Source organism: Enterobacter sp. DVT3837 (assembly GCF_056238685.1).
The window spans coordinates 274,844-290,908 of the sequence record NZ_JBWDLA010000001.1; the positions used below are offsets into that span (position 1 = coordinate 274,844).

Below are 16,065 nucleotides of genomic sequence, written 5' to 3' on the forward strand. Positions count from 1 at the left end.
AACAACGATCCCTGAAGTTACTGGTGGAAGCGGAAGCTCCTGAGAAGTTCGCCAAACAGCGCGCTGTCGGCATCGTCCAGCACGTGCGTGCAGGTCATGGTGAACACCAGAATTTTATGGCTGTCGACAGTAAACACGGCCTGCTGCTGCCAGACGCGTTTCCCGTCGCGCAGGTAGCTGGCATGGACAATTTCACCCTGTAAAAGGCTGTCGCCAAGCGTCGCGTCGCTGCGCTCACCCTGCTTCCAGCCTTTGATGTGTTTTTCCATCAGGGCGAGCTGGCGATCGATATACGCGGCAAGCGTTTCGCCGGGGTTGAGGGCATCGCGGGAGATATTGAACGCTGGTGCATCCGCCGCGGGCGGCGCGAATACGTTTACGGTACGATCCTGATAGCCATCAGGAAAGTTGATCAGTCCTTCACTGAAAAGGCACTGCGAAGATGGTTCTGACATTGAGCGGGTCCCACCACATTTTTTCAGAAGCGGTAAGTTTCGCATATGTGTTTAAGGCTGACTATCCCCAGATTATTGCCCCACCGACCATGCGGGAGTGCTCCAGTTCTCTGTACCGATATCGCACGGTTTCTTGTGAGGCTGATATGAGGAACATGGACGATAATTTTGCGTTCTGCGATACTGATTTACTCACCCGCAAGCATAAAAAAACATCGCCATGACCACACCGACCGCCGATACATTCCAGCTCACACTGAAAAAAATACTGGCGCTCAAACCGCAGGAGAACATTCAACGCCTGCTGGATGCCCTGCTTCCGCAGGCTGAAAAGATGCTGGTCCGCCGTCCACGGAGTTTTTATAAAAATGGTCCGGAGATCTATCTGCTGACCGAAGGTCATTTCTGGCTTCACCGTAAGCAGGATGACCTGGAACTCAGTATGGCCACCGCGCCACATATCTTCGGGCTTGCTGAGATACTGATGCCTCTGGGCGACACGACCTACGTTCGCTTTGCACCTGAGAGCGAGGTTTATGTGCTGTCTGGCCAAAAAGCGCAGCAGGTATTCAGTGAGCAGCCCTTGCTATGGCAGGATGCCGCGACCGTACTGGCGTTTCATCTGCACTTCTCCACCTGGCGAGACCTGCATCTGCTTAACGACAATGCTTACGATACTGTCCGTGGTAAGCTGCTGGAACTGGAGTTAAAAGACGATGACTTTCGTCAGGCACGCTCCATCCTCAGTTATATTCAGTCCACCACTAAGCTGTCCCGCAGCACAGTCCTGCGGATCCTCAAAGACCTGACCGAAGGCGGCTACGTGGAAGCGCAGCGAGGGAAACTGATCCGTATTGTTCACCTTCCGCTGCGCTATTAAGTGCTATTTTTTACGGGCCACCAGCCTCATCACCACCACGTAAAACACCGGGACGAAGAAGATGGCGAGTAACGTGGCACTGATCATCCCGCCCATCACCCCAGTACCGACGGCATTCTGGGCACCGCTTCCTGCACCATCGCTGATCACCAGCGGCAGGACACCCAGAATGAAGGCCAGCGAGGTCATCAGGATCGGTCTCAGTCGCATGCGTACCGCCTGCAACGTGGCCTCCAGCAGAGGGATCCCCTCTTTTAGCATCAGATCCCGGGCAAACTCGACGATCAGGATAGCGTTCTTCGCCGACAAACCGATGGTGGTCAGCAGCCCAACCTGGAAGTAAACATCATTGTTCAGGCCGCGCAGCATGGCCCCTGCTAGTGCGCCAATGATACCCAGCGGCACCACCAGCATCACGGCGAACGGAACGGACCAGCTCTCATACAGGGCAGCAAGGCAGAGGAACACGACCACCAGTGAGATGGCGTACAGCGCGGGAGCCTGATTGCCCGACTGCTGCTGTTGCCAGGACATGCCGGTCCACTGATAGCCAAACCCGGTTGGCAGTTTGGCGGCCAGTTTTTCCATCAGCATCATTGCCTGCCCTGAACTGCGCCCGGGTGCAGGCTCACCCAGAATCTCCATGGATGACTGGCCGTTGTAACGCTCCAGGCGTGGTGAACCATATTCCCAGCGGGCGCGGGCAAATGCCGAGAACGGTACCATCTGGTTGTGGTTCCCCTTGACGTACCAGCTGTTGATGTCATCCGGAAGCATGCGATACGCCTGATCGGACTGCACGTAGACTTTTTTCACTCTCCCCCTGTCGAGGAAATCGTTCACGTAGGTGCCACCCAGTGCAGTAGAGATGGTGTTATTGATTGCGTCATTGCTCACGCCCAGTGCTTCCGCTTTTTGCTGATCGATATCCAGTTTCAACTGCGGGGCATCTTCCAGCCCGTTTGGCCGGACTTTGGTCACCACATTGGGGAACTTACGCGTCATCATCAGCAGCTGATTTCGCGCCTGCGTCAGCGCGGCATGGCCACGGTTGGCTTTGTCGATCAGCTCAAAGTCGAAGCCAGTGGCGGTGCCCAAATCCGTAATGGCAGGCAGATTAAAGGCGAAAGCGACGCCGTCATGAATCGTGCGGGCAAACGTATGATTGGCACGTTGAATTATCGCCTCCACGCGGTTTGCGGCACCGTGACGCTGAGACCAGTCTTTGAGGCTGACAAAAGCAATACCGTTGTTCTGACCGTTGCCGTTAAAACCAAAGCCCGCCACGGTGAACACCGAATTCACATTCGCTGCTTCATTATGCAGATAGTAGCGCGTCACCTTATCCAGACTCGCCTGGGTCCGTGACTGCGTCGCCCCGGCAGGCAACTGCACCATGTTCATAAATACCCCCTGGTCCTCATCTGGCAGGAAAGAGGTTGGCAGGAAAACAAACATCGCGGCCATGCCGGCGACAATCAGCAGGTAAATTGCCATCATGCGCCCGGTCTTGTTGACGATGCGCGCCACACCGTTCTGATAGCGATCGGCATTGGTGTCGAACATCCGGTTAAACCAGGCAAAAAAGCCCCGCTGCGGCGCATGGTTGCCCGGCTTCAGAAGAGTGGCACACAGCGCCGGCGTCAGGATCATGGCCACCGTCACGGACAGTACCATCGCCGACACGATGGTGACAGAGAACTGGCGATAAATCGCCCCTGTCGAGCCGCCAAAGAAGGCCATCGGTACAAATACCGCGGAGAGAACCATCGTAATACCGACCAGTGCCCCCTGGATCTGCCCCATTGATTTGCGGGTCGCTTCGACGGGGGAAAGCCCCTCCTCGGTCATCACGCGCTCGACGTTTTCGACCACCACAATGGCATCGTCGACCAGCAGGCCTATCGCCAGAACCATCCCGAACATGGTCAGTGTGTTGATGGAGAACCCACAAGCGGCCAGCACCCCGAACGTGCCCAGCAACACCACAGGTACAGCAATGGTCGGGATCAGGGTGGCACGGATGTTCTGCATAAACAGGTACATGACCAGGAACACCAGCACTATCGCTTCAAGCAGCGTTTTCACCACATCGTGGATAGATATTTTCACAAACGGTGTGGTGTCGTACGGATATACCACCTTCATTCCCGCCGGGAAAAACGGTTTCAGCGTGTTAATTTCGGCTTTTATGGCTTTCGCTGTGTCGAGCGCGTTCGCGCCAGTGGCCAGTTTGATCCCCAGCCCAGCCGCTGCCTCGCCGTTGTATTCTGCGCTGGAGCTGTAGTTTTCACTGCCCAGCTCAACGCGCGCCACATCACGCAGGCGAACCTCTGAGCCATCTTCATTGACGCGCAGAATAATGTTACCGAACTGCTCCGGCGTGCTTAAGCGGGTCTGAGCGATGATAGAAGCATTCAGACGCTGGGATGCCGGAGCCGGTAACGCCCCAAGCTGTCCACCCGCAATCTGGTTATTCTGCGATTTGATCGCTTTTACAACCTCTTCCGTGGTGAGCTGGTAGTTGTTCAGCTTGTTCGGATCAAGCCACACGCGCATGGCATACTGCGCACCAAACAGCTGCACCTGCCCAACGCCCTGCGTCCGGCTGATCGGATCCTGCACGGTCGATGCCACATAATCGGCCAGATCGGCCTGTGTTAAGGCACTGCCCTTCTCACCGGTGAACCCGACAACCATCAAAAAGCTGCTGCTGGCTTTCTGAACATTAATGCCCATACTCTGCACCGTGGCAGGCAGAAGCGGCATCGCCAGCTGCAGCTTATTTTGCACCTGAACCTGGGCGATATCAGGATCGGTTCCGTTTTTGAATGTCAGCGTCACAGTGGCATTGCCCATCGCGTCGCTGTTGGAAGACATATACATCAGGCCGTCGAGGCCGTTCATCTTCTGTTCGATAACCTGCGTCACCGTGTCTTCCACGGTTTTGGCATCAGCTCCCGGATAGCTGGCGGTGATCTGCACAGCGGGTGGTGCGATAGTCGGATATTGCGACACAGGCAGCTTCAGGATCGACAGGCCACCGGCAAGCATCAACACAATGGCGATCACCCAGGCAAAAATCGGACGGCTAATAAAGAAGTTCGACATTATTTGCCCCCCGCACGATTGCCAGGTGCCCATGCTGCCATGCTGTCATCTTCGGTTGGCAAAACGGTCATCTCCGGTCGCAGCATCAGCTGACCTGTAACGATCACCCGGTCACCTGCCGATAACCCCGCCGTGACACGCCATTGATTACCCGTGGCCTGCGCAGCCTGAACGCGACGCATCTGCGCCCGGTTGTGGCTGTCCACCACCATCGCCGTTGCATCACCGCGCGGTGTACGGGTAATGGCCTGCTGCGGCACCAGCAAGGCATCGGTACGCATCCCTTCAGTGAGATGCGCACGGACAAACATTCCCGGCAGCAACGTGCTGTCAGGGTTTGGACACACCGCGCGCACCGTAATCGACCCTGTTGTTTGGTCAACAGTGACATCAGAAAACTCAAGCTGGCACTTACTGGGATACAGACGACCATTATCCAGCTGCAGCATGACGTCTGCCTGCCCGTTCTGCTGTGTGATCTGGCCTTTTGCCATCTCGCTTTTCAGCGCCAGAAAATCATCGCTGGACTGCGTCACATCGATATAAACCGGATCCAGTTGTTGCACCGTCGCAAGCGCTGAAGACTGACTGTCGGTGACCAGCGCCCCTTCGGTTACGGAAGATTTACCAATCATGCCTGAAATTGGAGAGGTCACTTTGGTGTAGTTGAGGTTGATTTGCGCCTGTTCGACCACCGCTTTCTGGGCTACAACCTGGGCATCAGCCTGCTGGGCGTTAGCCATCGCCGTGTCATAGTCCTGCTGGCTGACATAATGGGTTTTTATCAGCGCGCGGTAGCGGTTCGCCGTGAGATGCGCCTGAGTGGCCGCGGCGGTGGCTTTTGCGAGATCGCCTTTGGCACTGTTCAGCGCGGCCTGATAGGACGCAGGATCTATCTGATACATGGACTCGCCCTCATGTACATGACTCCCCTCCACGAAATTTCGCTTCAGGATGATGCCGCTGACCTGCGGACGCACATCAGCCACCCGAAATGCCGATACCCTACCTGGAAGTTCGGTTTGTACAGGCAGTGACTGGCTGCGCAGCGTAACCACACCCACCGGATGGGGAGCCTGTGCGCCGGGCGCAGGCGAATTGCGGTCGCACGCGGTGAGTATTAGAGAGCAGGATATGACCAGCCCTCCGAGTAAACGGGAATAATTGTTTTTCATCTCTTTAGCCTTTCAGTCCGAAGTTTGTTTTTTTTATATCGCCACGAACTATATCGGCCCGAATAAATAACGGGAGTGTCATTTGGTACTTTGTAAAAATTGACCTGAATAATCATTTCACCTTACTGTTTATTGCGTATCGTCAGATACGTTCCATCCTTGAAAGTCCGGTTTCTCTGCCACGGCATATTGGTGGCAGAGTTTTTTCGCCCCATAATTTCGGTGAAAGTTCCAAATGAGACTTTTTAAGGAAGCTATATCAGCTACAGTGAATACCACTTATTCAAATGGAGAAATATCCCATGAAATTTCCTACTATCATATTAGGCTTATCGACTTTCATCTTCTCAGGCATGACGCTGGCTGCGGAGCCACTGGCACCTCAACCAGAAACGTTTGGCAGCGTGTTACAGCTAGATAAATCGCAAAAAACGCAGCTCATTAACCTGCATGCTGATGCACAGGAGTGCATGAACAATATCGATGCAAGCCAATTTAATCCGCAGGCGTTTTTAAAAATGGTTAAAACGGGTAACGTGGATGAGAAAGTATTTAAGCAACAAATAGCGATCCAGAATGGACTGCATGAACAGGCGGCACATTGTCGAATTACGTACTACACCAATGTCAGTAAAATGCTCACACAGGAGCAAAAAAAGAAACTCGTGGAGATGTATAAGCAGCAGGCCGCAGGGTAATTTCGCAAACCTGTTATTCATCGTGTTGCAGGCCGGGAAAACACCCCGGCATGCTCTTTCCGGAAGCCGCCTCGCAATACTGCATCACATGGCCTGGCGGCGGGCGGAGTTGTGAAAGAGCAGAATTTCGGCCAAATACAACTCTATTTTCCTGGTAATTACCTGTGGTAAGCCATCTGTTACTCTGGCTGTGCTCACGGGAGGACAAGGAAAAGAGATGCTGAATCCAGGATTCGTTACCCGCCCTGACGCTATTCTGCCGTTAATTGCCAGTTTTGATATCCAGCAAGATGCCGTTATTCGGCGCTTAATGGCATTAAGGAAAATTCCACTAAAAATCCTGCGCAATCAGCAGGCTCAGGCAGCCGGTGATTTTGGCTTGCACAGCTTTACCCTGTTGAAAAGCTCGGCATCAGAGCTCTGCTATGGCTTAAGAGGACAATTCTGGCGGGCAGATTTCGGTTTGGAAAACGTGCCATATGCCAGTGCATATCAGGCGCCAGTTTCGCCGGGCAGCAGAGCGGATATGCTCTGACATCTCCTTTCTTCCCGTATAAGGATGCGCTACTCTCACCAGTGCGTTCTCGACCAGCACGGTTCGGAACCTGTCGGCTTGCCAGCAAAAGGATAAAAAATGAAAAAAATAATTCCAGAATATACACCCGTTGATTTATCGCGTTGGGCAAGAAAGGAGCATTTTGAGGTATTTCAGGGGTTTGCTCAAAGTACATTTAACCAAACGGTTCTGATAGACATTACCGCGCTGCTGAAACATATAAAAGAGGTTGGCTGGAAATTCTACCCTACGATGATTTTCCTCCTTGCTAAAATTGTCAACCGACATACGGAGTTTCGTATGGCCATAAAGCACAATGAGCTTGTCATTTGGAATGAAATTCATCCCAACTATACTATTTTCCATAATGAAACAGAGACCTTTTCGTCAATGTGGAGCCATTACGATGGCAATATTCAACACTTCCAGAATACTTATTCAGAAGACGTTGCACGTTATGGTAATAGCCTTGCATATTGGCCTAAGGAAGAGTCTCGGGAAAATATATTTTTCGTCTCGGCTATTCCCTGGGTGAGTTTTACCAGTTTTAATGTCAACGTTGCTAATATGCAGAACTTTTTTGCTCCGATGTTCACTCTCGCAAAATATTACGAACAAGATGGGAAAGTACTGTTACCTCTCGCTGTTCAGGTACACCATTCCGTGTGCGACGGTTTCCATGTGGCAAGACTGTTCAATGAATTACAAGAACTCTGTAATGACTTGCCACATCAATAGAAGGAAATAGGGGGTATATTAATCAGACATCAACGATCGATTCTGAATGCCCCGCAATGGATGCCAGCGCTCCCCTCTCTCTAAGACCGCTTTCTCCTTTATCCCGGACCTTCACTCCCTGCCGCCAGCAGTGGCACTACCACGTCGCTAATGGGAACCGGGATACCGTGCGCGCGACCATAACGTTGAATAACACCGTTACGAATATCCCACTCCAGCGGCCGGTTGGCCTGACGATCTGCGAGGATCGATGTGCCTAAATCGGCAGGTGCATGCTGGAAGTTTGTCAGGATCTCTTGTGCCACCTCATCGTCCAGGTTTGCCCCCTCGGCACGAGCGACGGCCAGCCCTTCACGCAAATACGCAAGCGCCAGCTCGCTAATATCCTCGCGAGAGAACATCCCGGCGCGACGATTGGCCAGCACCATCAGGCCAGCCACCGCATTTTGCAGCAGTTTGCGCCATGCCACACTGGAGAAATCTGCCGACAGTTCAACCGCACAGCGTGTGCCACGCAGGGCATCGACCACTCGTTGTGCCTGCGGGACATCCCGCAATGTCAGACGCGGTTTGGCGCGCAGCCATACTGAGGCATCCGGCTCACGCTGCGCCGGGAACCAGACCACCGACGGCAGTACCGTTGCGCCGTTGACCCACGACTCAAGCTGAGCTTTTTGCTCAACGCCATTTTGCAGGGCGCAGACCACGGTGTTTTCGTCACACAGCACGCGCAGCCATCCGGCGCTGTCGGCATTTTGCGTCGTTTTTACCGCCACAAAAACGAGATCAACGGGGAGTGTAATGATACTCGGATCCGTTAATACCGGACCGGGCACCACCGTTTCCCCCTCATCGTGACGCAAACGTAATTCCGGGTGCGCGGTGCGTCCGCACAACAGCGGCGTGCGGCCAGCGTCATGCAGCACTGCGGCAATGGTGGTCCCAATAGCACCGGGTCCAATCAGCGCAATGGTTGGATAGTCAGACATGAGTCACTCCCCTTTTGCTAAGCCTGCTAACAGTTATACCACCCTGAGACGAGCGCGCCACCCTCGTTGTCTATACTCAACACATAACAGACAACGGAGTGCGCCATGCCTTTACCCGATTTCCATTCCTCCGAACCTTTCACTCTTGGCATCGAACTCGAACTGCAGGTGGTGAACCCGCCTGGATACGATCTCAGCCAGGACTCCTCAGCCCTTATCGCCGCCGTTAAAAACGACATCAAAGGCGGTGAAGTCAAACACGACATCACCGAAAGCATGCTCGAAATCGCTACTGGGGTGTGTCAGAACATCGACCAGGCGGCAGCACAGCTCTCTGTGATTCAGCAAAGCATCCTGCGAGCGGCAGCGGATCAGCATATTCAGATTTGCGGCGGCGGAACGCATCCGTTCCAGAAATGGCAGCGTCAGGAAGTGTGCGACGACGAGCGCTATAACATCACGCTGGAGCGCTTTGGCTACCTGATTTTGCAGGCGACGGTGTTCGGCCAGCATGTGCATATCGGTTGCCGGACCGGGGATGACGCCATTTATCTGCTGCACGGCCTGTCACGTTTTGTGCCGCACTTCATTGCCCTGGCGGCGGCATCGCCGTACATGCAGGGCACAGACACGAAGTTTGCCTCGTCGCGGCTTAATATCTTTTCCGGATTCCCGGATAACGGCCAAATGCCGTGGGTTAACAACTGGCAGGAGTTTGAAGGGCTGTTCCGCCGTTTGAGTGCCACCAGCATGGTCGACAGCATTAAAGATCTGCACTGGGATATTCGTCCCAGCCCACATTTTGGCACCGTGGAGGTGCGGGTGATGGATACCCCGCTGACGCTCGGCCACGCGATCAATATTGCCGGGTTAATTCAGGCTACGTCACACTGGCTATTGACCGCGCGGCCCTATAAGCATCAGGAGCGGGATTTTCTGCTGTATCGTTTTAACCGTTTTCAGGCATGCCGTTACGGGTTAGAGGGCATTCTGACGGACGTTTACACCGGCGAGCAGAAGACTGTTGCAGAAGAGATCGACTTGCTGCTGGAGCAGGTTGCACCGTCGGCCGAGAAACTCGGCGCGACAAGTGCGATAACGGAAATTGCCCTGCTGTTAAAGCAGGGCAAAAGCGAAGCGCAACGCATGCGGGACTTTATTGCAGACGGTGGCTCACTTATCTCCCTGGTGCAAAAACATTGCGAACTATGGGCAACCGCTCCGTAACCCTCTCCCCACCTGGGGAGAGGTGTTTACGTTATACAGCCTTACGGAACCTGCGGGTCAGTCGCTTCTCGATTTCGACGACAAAGAACATCACACCAGCGACCGCCAGGGTCACGAACCAGTAACGCAGCGGTAAGGCTTCCGTACCAAACAGCATCTGCATAAATGGCAGGTAGATAATCGCCGCCTGAAGCAGGAACAGCACACCCGTCACCAGCCAGATCCCTTTGTTCGCCAGCAGGCCGCGGTTCAGGGAGAATGATTCCGTGTTGCGGCAGTTAATCATGTAAACCCACTGGGCACAGACCAGCATCTGTAGCAGCACGGTGCGGATGAACTCCGCGCTGTGGTCGCGCGGGGCCAGCCAGGCTTCAAGTGCAAAGGCCGCAATGGCAATCATGGTGCCGACGAAGGCCACGCGCCACACGGCGTAGGCATCCATCACGTGCTGTCCGGTCTTACGTGGTGGACGACGCATGATGTTGCGTTCGGCGGCCTCAAAGGCCAGGCCGAAGGAGAGCGTGGCGGAAGTGGCCATGTTCATCCACAAAATCAGCACCGGGGTCAGCGGAATGATATTTCCTGCCAGCAGCGCAATGACAATCAGCAGCCCCTGCGCGAGGTTGGTCGGCATAATGAAGAGGATGGTCTTCTTCAGGTTGTCGTAAACGCGACGCCCCTCTTTCACCGCGCTGGCGATGGTGGCGAAGTTATCGTCCGTCAGGACCATGTCCGCAGCCTCTTTGGTCACTTCCGTGCCTTTGATGCCCATCGCGATGCCCACGTCCGCCTGACGCAGCGCCGGGGCATCATTAACACCGTCACCGGTCATGCCGACGATTTCACCTTTATCCTGCAACGCTTTCACCAGGCGCAGCTTATGCTCCGGGCTGGTACGGGCGAAGATGTCATACTTCACCGCGGCTTCAGCCAGCCCGGCGTCGTCCATTTTCTCCAGCTGATAACCCGTTACGGCCTGCTCGCTGTTACTGATCCCCAACATCTGGCCGATGCTCATTGCCGTCTGCGGGTGATCGCCGGTGATCATCTTCACGCGGATCCCCGCCTGCTGACAGGCGTTTATCGCCGCAATGGCTTCCGGACGCGGTGGGTCCATCATCCCGGCAATACCGAGGAAGATTAGACCGTGCTTCAGCGCATCGTGGGTTAACGCCTGCTCGCCGCTCGTCGGTTTGAACGCTGCTGCCACCATACGCAGCCCCTGGCGCGCATAGCGCTCCATCTCGGTTTCCCAGTACGCGCGGTCGAAATCTTGTGTACCGTTACGGCTCTGCTGCTGCGCGCACAGGGCGAAAATCACATCTGGCGCGCCGGTAATTAAAATCTGCTCCTCACTGCCGACCTGGTAGTGAGTACTCATGTACTTATACTGCGAGTCAAACGGGATCTTGTTAACCAGCGTGGTCATGACCGGCTCAAGATGAGCTTTCGCTGCCAGTACCTTTAGTGCGCCTTCGGTCGGCCCGCCGGTAATCCCCCACAGACCGCGCTCGTCCTGAATCAGCTGGCTGTCATTACACAGGTCAATGGTACGCAGGTACTGCTCCAGCACGGTGCCAGGCTGGATTTGTATGGGCTCGTCGCTCTCCTCCAGGTAAATATTGCCCACCGGCTCGTAGCTGTTACCATCTACACGATAGCAGCTGTCAGCGGTGATGATGGCTTTTACCGTCATCTCGTTCATGGTCAGGGTGCCGGTTTTGTCCGAGCAGACCACGGTCATTGCTCCCAGAGTTTCCACCGTCGGCAGTTTGCGGATAATGGCCCGCTTACGCGCCATCGCCTGCACGCCCAGAGAAAGGATGATGGAGATAATCGCCGGCAGGCCTTCCGGTACGGATGCTACCGCCAGGCTAATCAGGGAGAGCAGTAACTCGCCCATCGGGATCTCACGAAATACCAGGCTGAAAACAAACAGCGCAGCCATCATTGCCAGAATAATGACGAAGATCGCTTTACCCAGCTTGTCCATTTGTACCAGCAGTGGCGTGCGGTGCTTTTCGATGCCCGCCATCATCTGGTTGATGTGGCCGAGTTCCGTATCCTTACCGGTCGCGGTGACCACGCCAACGCCGCCGCCCGCACTTACGGTCGTTCCTGAGAAGACCATGTTGGTACGATCGCCCAACGGTAATTCACCGTTCAGCGGATAAATGTGTTTATCCACAACCGTGGATTCACCGGTCAAAATCGCTTCTTCTACCCGTAAATTATGCGCTTCGATGAGACGCATATCCGCCGGAATACGATCTCCCGCACGTAATACGATAATATCGCCCGGGACTATTTCAGTTGTCGGTATAGTTTCATGATTGCCGTTGCGAATAACGCGCGCCTCACTGGAGAGCATATTGCGAATACTCTTCAGGGATTTTTCCGCATTACTTTCCTGAACATGGCCAATTAACGCATTAATGACTGCGACACCCAAAATAACCAGCGTATCAACCCAGTGGCCCATTACTGCCGTTAATACGGCGGCGGCCAGCAGGACATAAATCAGCACATCATTAAAATGGGCCAAAAAACGCAGCCAGGCGGGTTTACCTTTTTTCTCCGGCAGCGCGTTCGGACCTGATTTTTGCAGACGCGCCTGCGCCTCTACACGGTCCAGACCGCTGGCCTGGCTCTGCGTGTGGGTAAGCACCTGCTCGACGCTCTGCTGATATGCCAGCCCGCCGGAAGGCGGCACGTTTGGGGACAATTTTTTTTCAGTCATCGTATTTTTCCTTCAATATCCGGTGAAGAGAAGCCTGAATTCCTTTCTGGCTTAAATAAATTCATTTTAAAGTCTTGCGGGTAAAATTGATCTACCGCAATATAATTGCGTCTCGGTTATTCAAAACTGCTTAAAACTATTTCGATGAGCTAATTTTTACAAAATGTTTCTAAACCAAATCTAAACGAGGAGGAACCATGTTTGGTATTTATCGCGGGCGCCGCCTGGCGTTATACATTATCGCAGCCATTGTTATTGCCACGTTAATTGGTTATAGCACCTATACATTTGTAAAATTATTTTCGTAACGCAGACATTTATTGACATAACGCGATATTAATTTAATTGTCTGCCGGATAATATTTTATTCCTGTGATTGACACACAGATTACGGCGATTATTTTCTTGAAATCGAGTAGGCGGGTTTATATTGCTTTACGTTCCGGGATGCCGGACAATGACATTTTTAACTGACGATTAACATTAAGATGAAACACCCGTTAGAATCACTGCTCACCGCGGGAGGCATTTTATTGCTGGCCCTGCTTTCGTGCCTGCTGCTTCCTGCGCCCTCGCCTGGGCTGGTGCTGGCGGAGAAACTGGTTACCACCTTCCATATGGTCGATCTTAACCAGCTTTACACCATTTTGTTCTGCCTGTGGTTTTTACTGCTTGGGGTTATCGAATTCTTCGTGTTGCGTTTCGTCTGGCGTCGCTGGTTTTCACTGGCGTCGTAAGCCATAAAAAAGCCGGGTAATGGCTACGCCTTACCCGGCCTGAATTTCGATATGTTCAATGCGCCCGGCTATGATTCTCTTTGCGGTATGCTCCGGGCGGCTGGTTGAACGTGCGGGTAAAGATGCGCGTAAACGTCTGCTGCGAGTCATACCCGTAGCGCAGGCAGATTTCATAGACGCGCTCGTCTGATTCGCGCAAATCGCGCGCCGCCAGCAACAGCTTGCGTTCACGGATATAACGTCCCAGACTCTCCCCTTTGTACTGCATAAAGAGTCTCTGCAGGTGCCATTTCGAGTAACCCGCGTGGCGAGCAATCTCGTCAATACGTAATGGCTGATGCAGGTTGTCGTCGATCCACTCGACGATGGTATCAATGACTTGAGCGGAAATGGTCATACAGCTCTCCCCTTCTGCTTCTCGTTTAAACATTATTCCCACCATTCACGAAATGTTTGCGTGGTATCGCTCACCCGAACAGGCTCACCCAGCTCCGGTGTCAGCAGCCGATAGTTTTTGTCCTTGCTGGCTTTTGCCAGCTGGATCAGCGGGTCGTTCCATGTGTGTTTCGCCAGTACGAAGCGCCCGTTATGCCCGGGCACGACGGCTTTTGCATTAAGATCGGCTGAAGCCTGCGCCGTTTCATCCGGCAGCATGTGGATGTACTTCCAGTCCTGGTCGTACTGGCCGTTTTCCATAATGGCTAAATCCACCTCGCCAAACTGTTCGCCGATAGCCCTGAAGTGTGGGCCGTACCCGGAGTCACCGCTGTAGTAAACCTTCTGCTCTGGCGTAACGAACATAAAACTGCCCCACAAGGTTTGATCGCGTTTGATACCGCGTCCGGAGAAGTGACGCGCCGGCAGTACATGCACCGTCAATTCATCACTGATGTGCACCGACTGGTTCCAGTCTCGCTCGTCGATAATCTCTGGTTTCATCCCCCAGTAACGCAGGTGAGATCCGACACCCAGCGGTGTCACCACACGCTTCACTTTCGGCAGTAATGCCCTGATGGTGGCGTAATCCAGATGATCGTAGTGATCGTGCGAGATAATCAGCAGGTCGATTTCCGGCATGCTCTCAGCGCGCCACGGGTACTCGCCGGCAAATGCTTTATTCAGGAACGAGAACGGCGCGGCGTAGTTACCCAGCACCGGATCGATCAGAATGCGTTTGCCCGCCAGCTGGAGATACCAGGAAGAGTGACCAAGCCACACTAGGGTGTCCTGCTCCAGCGGCAGGCTCGCAAGATCGGTTTTCACCATCGGCAGCGGCTGAGCCGGGCGTGCGTTTTCCGTTTTTTGGGTCAGAAACTCCCACATCGCCACCAGCATATTTTTGTCACCGTTATAACCCGGTGTCGGCAACGTATTATGGAATTTCCCGTCACGATGCTGTGGGGAAGCCTCGACTTCCGTGAGCTGAGCCCCCTGCGGGGACTGGCCAAATCCGGCATTCAGGACAAATGGTAAACTTGCAGCTGAAGCAATAATCATGACAAACACCACGCAGATGAATTGAGGCTTTTTCATATCCTGACCCGAAAACGCGCCCCATCCGATGGTTTGCGCGGGGTAAACTTGATTATGAGTGAGTAAGCACTCATTATAGATGTGATGATAAAGTCGTCAAGACGTTTTCGATCTTTGACATTCCGCGTTGCAGCGTGTCAAAGCACGTGTTTCAATCAGGGTTTTTATAATTGACAGGGGGAAAAATTTAGTGGCACGTCCGAAGAGTGAAGATAAAAAACAGGCCTTGCTGGAAGCCGCAACGGTGGCGTTTGCACAGTCAGGTATTGCCGCCTCAACGGCACTCATCGCCCGAAACGCGGGCGTCGCCGAAGGGACTCTGTTTCGCTACTTTGCTACCAAAGACGATCTGCTGAATGCCCTCTATTTGCACCTGAAGCAGGATCTCTGTCAGGCAATGCTGTCCAACCTGGATCGCAGCCTTACCACGCCAAAAGAGCACACGCGAAACATCTGGAACAGCTACGTTGACTGGGGGATCAAAAACCCTCTCGCCCACGCCGCGATTCGCCAGCTTGGCGTGAGTGAAAAGATCAACGCTGAAACTGAGCAGGCTGTGAAAGAGATGTTCCCCGAGCTGCATGAACTCTGCCGCCGCTCGGTGCGTCATGTATTTATGTCTGATGAATTTAAAACGTTCGGCGATGCGCTGTTTTTATCGCTGGCCGAAGCGACGATGGAATTTGCCACCCGCGATCCTTCCCGCGCCGTTGATTTTAAAGCGCTCGGCTTTGAGGTGATGTGGCGCGGGCTTGCCCAGGAGGAGAGCGATGGAGAGTAAGGCCTTGCAGGAGCACGCAAAACGCGTGGCGCTGGAGCTGCCGTTCACCGAACACTGTTGGCCTTTCGGGCCGGAGTTTGACGTGTTTAAAGTAGGCGGAAAAATTTTCATGATTGTGGCCGTCGCGCACGGGAGACCACACGTCAGCCTGAAATCAGACCCGGAGAAATCCCTGCTTAATCAGCAGATCTATCGCGGGATAGAGCCGGGCTACCATCTGAGTAAAAAGCACTGGATTTCCCTTTACGGCACTGACGATGTGACACCGGACCTGGTTACCGACCTCATCAATGATTCCTGGCATCTGGTGGTGGATAAGCTACCGAAAAAAGACCAGAAGTGGATCCGTCCGGCTTGATTGTTCGTCTGAGACGAACAGAATAAGCGCTCGAATTGCACTTATCTTTTTCCGCGTCGCGCTGTAATCTGCTCACCTTTCGCGCCC

Annotated in this window: 15 protein-coding genes; 8 read left to right on the plus strand and 7 right to left on the minus strand. The window is 53.7% G+C overall.

Annotation, left to right across the window (positions count from 1 at the left end; translation table 11 throughout):
* Positions 1-17: 17 nt before the first annotated feature.
* Complete coding sequence (locus AC0XWG_RS01320) at positions 18-455, minus strand: DcrB-related protein (RefSeq protein ID WP_128348667.1); 438 nt, start codon at positions 453-455, stop codon at positions 18-20.
* Positions 456-675: 220 nt separating this feature from the next.
* On the opposite strand from AC0XWG_RS01320, the gene AC0XWG_RS01325 reads away from it, so the two are divergent.
* The gene (locus AC0XWG_RS01325; RefSeq protein ID WP_128348668.1) at positions 676-1,335 is read left to right on the plus strand and encodes a helix-turn-helix domain-containing protein; all 660 of its coding nucleotides are present in this window, start codon (positions 676-678) and stop codon (positions 1,333-1,335) included.
* A 3-nt stretch (positions 1,336-1,338) separates the two neighbouring features.
* Here the strand turns inward: AC0XWG_RS01325 and AC0XWG_RS01330 are convergent, their stop codons facing one another.
* Together AC0XWG_RS01330 and AC0XWG_RS01335 are read right to left on the minus strand one after the other, a co-directional pair.
* Positions 1,339-4,446, minus strand: a complete 3,108-nt coding sequence (locus AC0XWG_RS01330) for an efflux RND transporter permease subunit (protein WP_114978022.1) — start codon at positions 4,444-4,446, stop codon at positions 1,339-1,341.
* Entirely contained in the window at positions 4,446-5,621 is a 1,176-nt protein-coding gene (locus AC0XWG_RS01335; protein WP_475680303.1) for an efflux RND transporter periplasmic adaptor subunit, read from the minus strand. The genes AC0XWG_RS01330 and AC0XWG_RS01335 overlap by 1 nt, the downstream gene beginning before the upstream one ends.
* 302 nt (positions 5,622-5,923) lie before the next feature.
* Between AC0XWG_RS01335 and AC0XWG_RS01340 the strand changes: the two genes are divergently transcribed.
* From AC0XWG_RS01340 to catA, 3 genes are all read left to right on the plus strand, one after another.
* Positions 5,924-6,319 (plus strand): Spy/CpxP family protein refolding chaperone, encoded by a 396-nt coding sequence (locus AC0XWG_RS01340; RefSeq protein WP_164881355.1) that lies wholly within the window; start codon positions 5,924-5,926, stop codon positions 6,317-6,319.
* A 217-nt stretch (positions 6,320-6,536) separates the two neighbouring features.
* Positions 6,537-6,854 (plus strand): hypothetical protein, encoded by a 318-nt coding sequence (locus AC0XWG_RS01345; protein WP_306671812.1) that lies wholly within the window; start codon positions 6,537-6,539, stop codon positions 6,852-6,854.
* Positions 6,855-6,953: 99 nt separating this feature from the next.
* Positions 6,954-7,613, plus strand: a complete 660-nt coding sequence (gene catA / locus AC0XWG_RS01350; RefSeq protein WP_475680304.1) for a type A chloramphenicol O-acetyltransferase — start codon at positions 6,954-6,956, stop codon at positions 7,611-7,613.
* A gap of 98 nt (positions 7,614-7,711) precedes the next feature.
* Here catA and AC0XWG_RS01355 read toward each other — a convergent pair whose 3' ends face one another.
* Positions 7,712-8,602, minus strand: a complete 891-nt coding sequence (locus tag AC0XWG_RS01355; RefSeq protein ID WP_475680305.1) for an oxidoreductase — start codon at positions 8,600-8,602, stop codon at positions 7,712-7,714.
* A 105-nt stretch (positions 8,603-8,707) separates the two neighbouring features.
* Here AC0XWG_RS01355 and AC0XWG_RS01360 point away from each other — a divergent pair, with 105 nt between their 5' ends.
* Positions 8,708-9,829, plus strand: coding sequence for a YbdK family carboxylate-amine ligase (locus AC0XWG_RS01360; protein ID WP_475680306.1), 1,122 nt, complete (start codon positions 8,708-8,710; stop codon positions 9,827-9,829).
* Between the two features lie 31 nt (positions 9,830-9,860).
* Here the strand turns inward: AC0XWG_RS01360 and AC0XWG_RS01365 are convergent, their stop codons facing one another.
* Entirely contained in the window at positions 9,861-12,569 is a 2,709-nt protein-coding gene (locus AC0XWG_RS01365; RefSeq protein ID WP_475680307.1) for a cation-transporting P-type ATPase, read from the minus strand.
* 488 nt (positions 12,570-13,057) lie between these two features.
* Here AC0XWG_RS01365 and AC0XWG_RS01370 point away from each other — a divergent pair, with 488 nt between their 5' ends.
* Positions 13,058-13,306, plus strand: coding sequence for a DUF1158 domain-containing protein (locus AC0XWG_RS01370; RefSeq protein WP_028018441.1), 249 nt, complete (start codon positions 13,058-13,060; stop codon positions 13,304-13,306).
* Positions 13,307-13,361: 55 nt separating this feature from the next.
* Here the strand turns inward: AC0XWG_RS01370 and AC0XWG_RS01375 are convergent, their stop codons facing one another.
* Both AC0XWG_RS01375 and AC0XWG_RS01380 read right to left on the minus strand, forming a co-directional pair.
* Positions 13,362-13,703, minus strand: a complete 342-nt coding sequence (locus tag AC0XWG_RS01375; protein WP_028018442.1) for a RamA family antibiotic efflux transcriptional regulator — start codon at positions 13,701-13,703, stop codon at positions 13,362-13,364.
* Between the two features lie 32 nt (positions 13,704-13,735).
* The gene (locus AC0XWG_RS01380) at positions 13,736-14,839 is read right to left on the minus strand and encodes an MBL fold metallo-hydrolase (protein ID WP_028018443.1); all 1,104 of its coding nucleotides are present in this window, start codon (positions 14,837-14,839) and stop codon (positions 13,736-13,738) included.
* A 190-nt stretch (positions 14,840-15,029) separates the two neighbouring features.
* On the opposite strand from AC0XWG_RS01380, the gene AC0XWG_RS01385 reads away from it, so the two are divergent.
* Together AC0XWG_RS01385 and AC0XWG_RS01390 are read left to right on the plus strand one after the other, a co-directional pair.
* The gene (locus AC0XWG_RS01385) at positions 15,030-15,620 is read left to right on the plus strand and encodes a TetR/AcrR family transcriptional regulator (protein WP_028018444.1); all 591 of its coding nucleotides are present in this window, start codon (positions 15,030-15,032) and stop codon (positions 15,618-15,620) included.
* Positions 15,610-15,978: an MmcQ/YjbR family DNA-binding protein gene (locus tag AC0XWG_RS01390; RefSeq protein WP_108090657.1), complete on the plus strand. Its 369-nt coding sequence runs from the start codon at positions 15,610-15,612 to the stop codon at positions 15,976-15,978. Before AC0XWG_RS01385 ends, AC0XWG_RS01390 begins: the two co-directional genes overlap by 11 nt.
* Positions 15,979-16,065 lie beyond the last annotated feature (87 nt).

What these genes read in the sequence shown, in the direction of transcription:
- AC0XWG_RS01320 (WP_128348667.1), bottom strand. Translation starts at nt 455, where the DNA reads ATGTCAGAACCATCTTCGCAGTGCCTTTTCAGTGAAGGACTGATCAAC.
- AC0XWG_RS01325 (WP_128348668.1), top strand. Translation starts at nt 676, where the DNA reads ATGACCACACCGACCGCCGATACATTCCAGCTCACACTGAAAAAAATA.
- AC0XWG_RS01330 (WP_114978022.1), bottom strand. Translation starts at nt 4,446, where the DNA reads ATGTCGAACTTCTTTATTAGCCGTCCGATTTTTGCCTGGGTGATCGCC.
- AC0XWG_RS01335 (WP_475680303.1), bottom strand. Translation starts at nt 5,621, where the DNA reads ATGAAAAACAATTATTCCCGTTTACTCGGAGGGCTGGTCATATCCTGC.
- AC0XWG_RS01340 (WP_164881355.1), top strand. Translation starts at nt 5,924, where the DNA reads ATGAAATTTCCTACTATCATATTAGGCTTATCGACTTTCATCTTCTCA.
- AC0XWG_RS01345 (WP_306671812.1), top strand. Translation starts at nt 6,537, where the DNA reads ATGCTGAATCCAGGATTCGTTACCCGCCCTGACGCTATTCTGCCGTTA.
- catA (WP_475680304.1), top strand. Translation starts at nt 6,954, where the DNA reads ATGAAAAAAATAATTCCAGAATATACACCCGTTGATTTATCGCGTTGG.
- AC0XWG_RS01355 (WP_475680305.1), bottom strand. Translation starts at nt 8,602, where the DNA reads ATGTCTGACTATCCAACCATTGCGCTGATTGGACCCGGTGCTATTGGG.
- AC0XWG_RS01360 (WP_475680306.1), top strand. Translation starts at nt 8,708, where the DNA reads ATGCCTTTACCCGATTTCCATTCCTCCGAACCTTTCACTCTTGGCATC.
- AC0XWG_RS01365 (WP_475680307.1), bottom strand. Translation starts at nt 12,569, where the DNA reads ATGACTGAAAAAAAATTGTCCCCAAACGTGCCGCCTTCCGGCGGGCTG.
- AC0XWG_RS01370 (WP_028018441.1), top strand. Translation starts at nt 13,058, where the DNA reads ATGAAACACCCGTTAGAATCACTGCTCACCGCGGGAGGCATTTTATTG.
- AC0XWG_RS01375 (WP_028018442.1), bottom strand. Translation starts at nt 13,703, where the DNA reads ATGACCATTTCCGCTCAAGTCATTGATACCATCGTCGAGTGGATCGAC.
- AC0XWG_RS01380 (WP_028018443.1), bottom strand. Translation starts at nt 14,839, where the DNA reads ATGAAAAAGCCTCAATTCATCTGCGTGGTGTTTGTCATGATTATTGCT.
- AC0XWG_RS01390 (WP_108090657.1), top strand. Translation starts at nt 15,610, where the DNA reads ATGGAGAGTAAGGCCTTGCAGGAGCACGCAAAACGCGTGGCGCTGGAG.